Below are 7,584 nucleotides of genomic sequence, written 5' to 3' on the forward strand. Positions count from 1 at the left end.
TTTGTTCTGGGCTGAGATGTTTAAATTTATTCATGACAACACTAATTTATTAATTTCAGCCTAAGGAAAGGAACCTAGGTTCCTTTCCTTAAACCTTTAGTGTTGCATTTATTGATTGAATCTAGGTTGAAATCGATTTCATTTTTATTTCTATTCACTAATCTAATTCAGGTCTCTACAATTACATTTATTACCTCAGATTTTAAAATAATTTTCTGATTCCCTATTTGGCTTATTTATACAATGCTAACTTAAAGATAATTAATCCTTAAATTCAGAATTAACTATTATGAGTATCCAAAATCTTACACGTATGTTTGAATAGGTGCAATAATTAGTCTATCAAATAACTTTTCACCAAAATACCTTCTGTTTAGCTTGTAGACAAATTCATTAAGATAATTCTGTAGGTATTTTTCTGTTACCATGTGGTAAATGCCAATGTCCAATATATATTTTATATTATCACCCAACAATTGATAGCTTAAGTCTATAATTAAGATATTAATCTAATAAACTATCAGCAAAAAAAGTAGAGATCCAATTTTTAATTTGAGAAATCAGGATAACAAAACGCCATTTTATCAAACTAGGGAATCAAAAAGCCATTTTATCAAACAGCTGACTATCTGCCATTTGTAAAAATTAAAATCGCTTTCTAGCTTTGATATGAACGAAGTACGAAATAAAGCTGCCCGATCCTGTGGGAATGGATGCATGAATACCAAGTCCATTCCCCGGCAGTAAAGTTAGGCTACGCCAACAGATGACTAATAAAAGTTGATCAAAGGATCGGTAAAAAACTAAGTCAATATATCAACCTCCATGGCACATGAGAAAAGACATGCAAAACATATGGAAAGGTAAGTATTCACCGATCATTGTCCCTGTGATTGCATTTCTAGTCAGCTTGCTTTGGACATATACTGGCCTAGACAAACTACTAAACTGGAAGAAAAGCTGGAATGCATTTCATAACCAAACTTTCCCTTCCGAATTGGCTGACAGCTTAGCCTATGCTGTACCAATAATAGAGTTGATCTTAGCACTCATGCTGGTCTTCCACCTGACTCGGTGGTGGGGCATGATAGGCTCACTCTTGCTTATGACCATCTTCAACACCTATGTAGGTCTTGTCTGGCAGGGAGCATTTCCAAGAGTACCCTGCAATTGTGCAGGATTATAGGAAAGGATGAGTTGGCAAAGTCACTTCTGGTTCAACAGCTGCTGCATAATCATTATCATCCTAGGACTATGGTTCTGGGATCAAAGAAATAACAGCTCCGTCAGGGACGCTTGATGCGTTGTTATAAAGTCTACCCTATCTCACAAAGGCTTGGCAGTGAGACAAGCTTAGCAAAAGGTAGCATACGGGAATATAGTATGATCGATCTACTAAGGATTCCCATTCCCTGAAAAGGGACACTTAAATTAATTCAAACCACTGGAGCAATCTCAAGATTTGGGATATATGTTCTGGTACAAAATTTACAAAAATGAAAAAAGTAACCTCGTTGCTTCCAGCACTCGGATTAGTGCTCGGAGCAACAATGGCACTGGCTTTTAGCCTGCCACAAATTGAAGATGAACCTGCCTTTGGGCAAGATCCTTTAACAGGTATCTGGTATGATGTTACCGATGAAACTCCAGGAGCTAATACATATGATTGTGATGAATTGCAAAATTCGGAATGTTTATATGATGCTCCATTTGGTTTAGGAAGTCCAATTTCTGAGCCAAACAGGGTTTTTGTTAAAAATGGTGATCTCGAAGAAGCAGTGTAATCTTTATGCATTATTCCTATTTGCTATTAATTGAAGGGGGCTAAATAGATAGCCCCCTTCTCTCTTATTTTAAGGTCAATTCTTAGAAACTAAAATCATGTATTCAATTAATTCAGGAAGTTGAACTAAATTTTTAAACTCAGGCACATTTTAAAAGTCATGGAATGCCAATTATCATATTTGTCTTCAATCTTAATCACCGTCCTATTGAAAATCTTCCAACAATAGCTGATCTGGAGGAATTGGAAAGATGTAGTTTGGAGAATTGGGCAGGAGTGTATAGGTTTCGTCTTCTAATTCCCTGTTTAAAACCACTGCAAACTCTTCTTCAGTATTCAGCCTTTTCAAGTCAGCCCATCTGGTACCTCTAAATATTAATTCTTTTTTTCTTTCATTCAATATAAATTTTAACACTTCTTGACCAGACTCAGTTTCCAAATTTTGATAGGTATTTTGTTTCCACCGATGCCGAAGCAATTCATTTATCCTATCCAGTGCTTCTTGAATATTGCCTATTCTTGCTTTACATTCTGCACTGATTAGGTACATTTCATTTGTTGCCAAACCAGAGAACAAATCACTATCCCCCGAATAGCTACCAGAGAAATTAATATTTCCCGCAGGATTAACAGTAAAATATAATGCTCTCCTAAGATCGTTTTCATCAAACTCAGCATAAAGATTATTGTCTATGATTGAGAGTAAGGACCTCGTTATCCTTGAGTTTGCTAGCATTCTACTATGAAAAAGAACTTCATCATTAAAAATCCTAAAGGGGAAATTTGGTAACGGGTCAATTTCATTATAGTCAATCAAGGTACTTTTTAACTCAAGAACTTTGTCTGCATGAAATCCAGCTTCTTCATATTGTTGTTGAGACAAGTATATTCTGGCCAATAGTGCGTGTGAGGACACTTTATTGGGTTGAATCGGATAAGTGGACTCTTCAGGCAATAATGAAATTGCTTCTTGCAAATCATTCTCCATTTGTGAAAGCACCATTTGTATATTACCTTTTTGAGGTTTTTCAGTAATTGAAGCCAATAATTTTAAAGGGATAAATGCATCAGGATATGTGCTCGATTGATTGACGATCGGTAGGAAAAGTTGTGTTAAATTGTAATATCCGTATGCCCTGTAAAACAATGCTGCTCCTCTCAAAGCCAAAAGCTCATGCTCTGGAGCTTCTACCCTCTCTAAGCTTTCCAAGACCACATTGGCATTGAAAATCATGATATATGGAAAACTGTAATCATTTACCAAATCGCCTATTTGGAAAACGTCTTCTTGCCAAAGATAGGCCCTCTGTTGCCATGGTAAGTATCCATCCCAGTTACCCTTTGTTGTATAATACTCGCCAGATGCAACCAGCGTCAGCATTACATCTAAGTTCATATCACTTGAATTAAGAATTGCCCGAAAGTCAGAGATAGTTTCTGGAACAACCAAATCCTTAGAAGGTTTTGCATCAAGAAACTCCTCGCAACTGGTTAATGAACCAATTGCGAAGAGTAATAGGATCAATGTTTTATTAATGAAATTATACATATCTATAATTGTCTAATTGTGATTTTTTAAGTTTAAATTAATGAGATACTCAGTCAAGTTATTAAATAAGAAACTCTTAATTGCATCAATTAAAGCGGTATGATTGAAATCAATTTTGGCTCTTTAGATTAGCGATTTGATCATATTTGAGGCTTGATCTCTTGATCGCTCAGCTACAAACCTTATAAATCTATTTTAACCCCAAAAGCCAAGCTCCTCAAGGGACGCATCATACGGAAATCAGGATCCATGGGATCATCTGTTGCTTTCCAAAGGATCCCTAGATTATTTGCATAACCATACAATTCTATTCTTTGAAAAGGAAGATTGGTTTTTTTGCTATTTATAAGTGTATAGGATAATCTAATGTCTTGTAGCCTTATATGATCTCCTCTTTCTACCAATACATCAGCGTTTTGATAAAATAGATGTCTTAAAGTATTGTTGTTTTCCGGTAAAGAGGGGACATTCGTAAACATTTCATCACCCGGTTGCATCCATCTTCTTGAATAATCATCATGAGATATTTCTCCACGAAGCAAGGAAAAATAATCAACTGATCTTCTTCTGTAATAGTATCCCATCCTGTAGGAAATATTAAAGGAAAGCTCAAAACCGCTATATTCTACACTATTCCTTATTGAACCAAAGTGAACTGGTCTTTGTGAGCCATTGTATATCAATGATTCAGGTGTAGCGTTATTGCTGATTTGAACATAATTATTGCTAGGTTCACCGTCAATGAATCCAAGAGGGTCTCCCGTCATCGGGTCCAATCCAGCCCATTCATATGAATAAATTGAGAATAATGGTCTGCCTTCCATAGGAAAAATGGGGCCAGATGAAGAGGTATTCAAGTAATTTAATGCTGTAGCTTGTTGATCATACCTTGTTACTTTTTCTTCTAAGAAGCTATAAATAAAATCAGTTCTCCATTTTATGCTTCTATCTATATTTAAGCTTGATAGGTTTAAATCAATTCCCTCAGATCTGGTAGCAGCAAAGTTTCCCCTAAAGAGTGAAACACCACTTGAACTTGGTATTTGTGCGTTACTGATAAGGTCTTCTCCATTTTTGAGGAAATATTCAAAAGTACCGCTCAAAATCCCACCTTTAGTTTCAAAGTCAAAGCCTAGATTAGTGATTCCGACTTTTTCCCATCTCAATTCAGGGTTAGGTGGATTAATTATAAACGCCATCGGTAATCCAGGTATCGGCGCTGTAGTTCCTGCAGTAGTGTATCGAGCAGTTGTCATGGCTGAGAGTGTTTTATCCACATTTCCATTATACCCATAAGTTGCTCTAAGTTTTATGTAAGGTACCGCTGACCAGTTAAAGAAGTCTTCACCACTGATCACCCAGCCTGCACCTGCTGACCAGAGTGGAACTCCTTTCTTGTTGGCATCCACTCCAAATAAATTTGATTGGTCTTTTCTGGCACTAGCAGTTATCGTGTAACGGTTAGCATAAGTATAGGAAGCATTCATATAGTAAGAGACAAATCTGTCAATATTTCCCCAATGACCTTGACCACTAGGTATACTTTGTAAGCTTCCTGAATTGTGATACATGGGGTACCTAACCCTGTGATCTACTGGAAAACTAATCCCCAAATTATCATCATATCCATAATACCTCGCTTGGCTTCCAAGAGCCTCCATGCTTTTGATTTCATATCCAGCCAGAGATGAAATTTTATGGTCACCAAACTCTCTGAAATACCTTAATTGACCTCTTACGCTATGACTGTAGGATTTGGTAGATGAAACATCTAGAATACTACCTTCAGGGATAGCTAAATCTAATGCACCATTAGGCAGTCTTTGGGAGTATCTATTTATTAAATCCCTTGTTTCGAACAAGTCTTTATCCCGTATGTTCCTATTTCCAGAAGTATTGTCCCAGTACTGGTATAACACTTCTGCTTGTAGACCTTTTCCGATATCATAGGCAATGGAGGTATTCATACGAAAATCTTGACTTTCAGACCTTGCGTTTCTCTGTCCTATCTCATCATAGGGTATGAAATCCCAGTCAAGTAATCCACTTCCTTCAACTTGACTCAAGTATCTTTTAGAGTAGTTTCTGTAAATTGGCAAACCATTGCCATCTGAGTCAACTAATTGATCATACGGACTGCCTTGTGGAACACTTGTGGTTGAAATGGCATTTGATTTCACATAGTAAATTCCTGTACCAAGCTTTAGTTTGCCGTTCAGTGCTGTCCAATTTTCTTGATAATTAAGCGTTATTCTATTATTGTCGTTCCCAAGCACATTTTGGAGGTTCCTGTCCAAACCCGCACTTAAAGAATAGCTATGAAATTGACTGCCACCCCTAAGGTTAAGATGATATTGCTGATTGACTGATTGTCTATAAAAGTGTTTCTCTAAATCTCTTCTTATATCCCTTTGTCTAAATTGATCAATCTGTAGATCTCTTTCTGTCGCTGTGATATTTCCATCTCGCTCAGCTATCAAAGTCTCTACAACAGGAGAAAGCGCTGGACGGTTATTTGAAAGTTCCTGAGACCTATAAAATCCCTGATTGAATAACATGCTTTCAATATCAATAAAATCACTTATCCCCATCTGAGGATTATAAAACAAGTCAGGCTTTTCTATCAAGTTAATGTTACTCACCAAAGTAACTTGGTTCTTTTGCATATGCTTTCCCTGCTTGGTTGTAATGACAATCACACCATTTCCGGCCCTCGCTCCCCAAATACTTGCTGCTGCGGCATCTTTTAGCACAGTGATACTTTCTACATCATTTGGATTGATATCTTCCAAACTGCCATCATATGGGAAGTTGTCTATGATTATGAGTGGTGAGACGTTGCCAAAAAGTGTACTTCTTCCTCTTATCGTTAAAGGGTTAGCTTCTGAATTAGCACCTCTACTAAATGCTAAACCAGGAGTTACATCTTCCAATCTATCAATCAAACCCGTGCTCACCCTTCTATTGATCAGCTTCTCATCGATTTGTACAAATGAACCTGTAGTTCTCTCCTTTGGAAGTGATTCATAGCCTGTTGAAACTATTTCGTAAGCATCCATAGAAAGACCTGATTCTTCTAAAACAAAATTCTGATTAATATCAGATGACAATTCTATCTTTTGGTTAAGAACATCATATCCTAAAAAGCTAATATTTAAGCTATGGATACCTTTTGGTAAGTCTAATGAGTACTCACCATTTTCATTTGTTACGGCCACATAAATACCATCATCTGTCTTCAGTATTGCTCCAGGAAGTTCAAGTCCTGTTTCCTTAGATATGATTTTACCTGATAATTTATAAAGGCTCTGTTGTTGATCTTGGCAATAAGCAAACCTAAAGATGCTAGTTGTCAATAGAAAAAGTAGTATAAAATGTTTCATAGTTTATTTTTGTTTGAGGTCAATTTTAATTATCCATTGATTCTTTTATCACATTGCTTAATCCTTCCTTTTCTGTAGGAATCCCCGTGGATTTAAGCAGTTTACCATTCTCATCAATTAACAAGAGTGAAGGATAGCTCTGAATTTTATATTTTGATAGCAAAGGGTTATCTTTAGTTGGTATCCTTAAGTTTTGAGCATTTTCATCTGTGTATTTACCTGTATGTAGGCTCTTAAGCCACATCTCTCTATTTTGGTCTGCAGAGATTGATATAAATTCTACATTTCCTCCCTTCTTGAATTGCTCCTGTAAAGGCTTGAGTGTTGATTGAAAAAGCCCTACACATGCTCGGCACCCTGTAATCCAAAAGTCTAAAACCAATACTTTCCCTTTGAAACTTGAAATATGAATTCTCTCCCCCTTTTCATTCTCAAGCTCCACATCTAAAAACTCTTCCCCTGCATGTTGTGCCAAGTACAGCTCTTGCAATGTTTTCAATGCCCAAGGATCATCAACTGCAGACATCACCCTATTCAATAAAAATTCCGAATCAGGGAGTCTCTTTAGATTATCAGCAATATATTTTGTCATAAGCCGATCTCTCAAAAGTGGCGTATAGCTTTGCATGTGATCAATAGCCCTACCTCCATTCACTCTTGCATTAACAATTGCTAATTTCACTAAGAAATCCATATATCGAGGAGAGGCCATAATTGAAGATTCAATCAATGAGTTGGAATCACAGCAATTCCGATTTTAAATAATTGAAGTAGTTTGATCAATTTGCTTTAGAAAATAGACATAGGATTCCCATGACCCTGTTTCCAGGGAATTCTTTTTTTTAATTAAACCAGTTTTTGTGTTTTTG

The 7,584-nt window shown here is 36.5% G+C and carries 5 protein-coding genes and 1 pseudogene; 2 read left to right on the top strand and 4 right to left on the bottom strand.

Annotated elements, in window-relative coordinates:
- Window positions 1-305: 305 nt before the first annotated feature.
- Window positions 306-443 (bottom strand): annotated as a pseudogene (locus MM239_RS20370) (IS1595 family transposase); the annotation flags it as partial.
- A 389-nt stretch (window positions 444-832) separates the two neighbouring features.
- Here MM239_RS20370 and MM239_RS20375 point away from each other — a divergent pair.
- Together MM239_RS20375 and MM239_RS20380 are read left to right on the top strand one after the other, a co-directional pair.
- Window positions 833-1,186 carry a MauE/DoxX family redox-associated membrane protein gene (locus MM239_RS20375; protein WP_241350172.1) on the top strand — a complete coding sequence of 118 codons (354 nt, stop codon included), beginning with the start codon at window positions 833-835 and terminating at the stop codon, window positions 1,184-1,186.
- Between the two features lie 310 nt (window positions 1,187-1,496).
- A complete protein-coding gene (locus MM239_RS20380; RefSeq protein ID WP_241350173.1) occupies window positions 1,497-1,784 on the top strand; it encodes a hypothetical protein in 288 nt (95 codons plus the stop codon).
- A 204-nt stretch (window positions 1,785-1,988) separates the two neighbouring features.
- On the opposite strand, the gene MM239_RS20385 is transcribed toward MM239_RS20380, so the two are convergent.
- From MM239_RS20385 to MM239_RS20395, 3 genes are all read right to left on the bottom strand, one after another.
- Window positions 1,989-3,332, bottom strand: coding sequence for a RagB/SusD family nutrient uptake outer membrane protein (locus tag MM239_RS20385; protein ID WP_241350174.1), 1,344 nt, complete (start codon window positions 3,330-3,332; stop codon window positions 1,989-1,991).
- Between the two features lie 182 nt (window positions 3,333-3,514).
- The gene (locus MM239_RS20390) at window positions 3,515-6,715 is read right to left on the bottom strand and encodes a SusC/RagA family TonB-linked outer membrane protein (protein ID WP_241350175.1); all 3,201 of its coding nucleotides are present in this window, start codon (window positions 6,713-6,715) and stop codon (window positions 3,515-3,517) included.
- A 25-nt stretch (window positions 6,716-6,740) separates the two neighbouring features.
- A complete protein-coding gene (locus tag MM239_RS20395) occupies window positions 6,741-7,427 on the bottom strand; it encodes a TlpA family protein disulfide reductase (RefSeq protein ID WP_241350176.1) in 687 nt (228 codons plus the stop codon).
- Between the last annotated feature and the right edge of the window lie 157 nt (window positions 7,428-7,584).

This window comes from Belliella filtrata, assembly GCF_022549775.1.
Taxonomy (GTDB): Bacteria; Bacteroidota; Bacteroidia; order Cytophagales; family Cyclobacteriaceae; genus Belliella; species Belliella filtrata.

Coding starts and splice junctions, on each gene's coding strand:
- MM239_RS20375 (WP_241350172.1), top strand. CDS start 833: ATGAGAAAAGACATGCAAAACATATGGAAAGGTAAGTATTCACCGATC.
- MM239_RS20380 (WP_241350173.1), top strand. CDS start 1,497: ATGAAAAAAGTAACCTCGTTGCTTCCAGCACTCGGATTAGTGCTCGGA.
- MM239_RS20385 (WP_241350174.1), bottom strand. CDS start 3,332: ATGTATAATTTCATTAATAAAACATTGATCCTATTACTCTTCGCAATT.
- MM239_RS20390 (WP_241350175.1), bottom strand. CDS start 6,715: ATGAAACATTTTATACTACTTTTTCTATTGACAACTAGCATCTTTAGG.
- MM239_RS20395 (WP_241350176.1), bottom strand. CDS start 7,427: ATGGCCTCTCCTCGATATATGGATTTCTTAGTGAAATTAGCAATTGTT.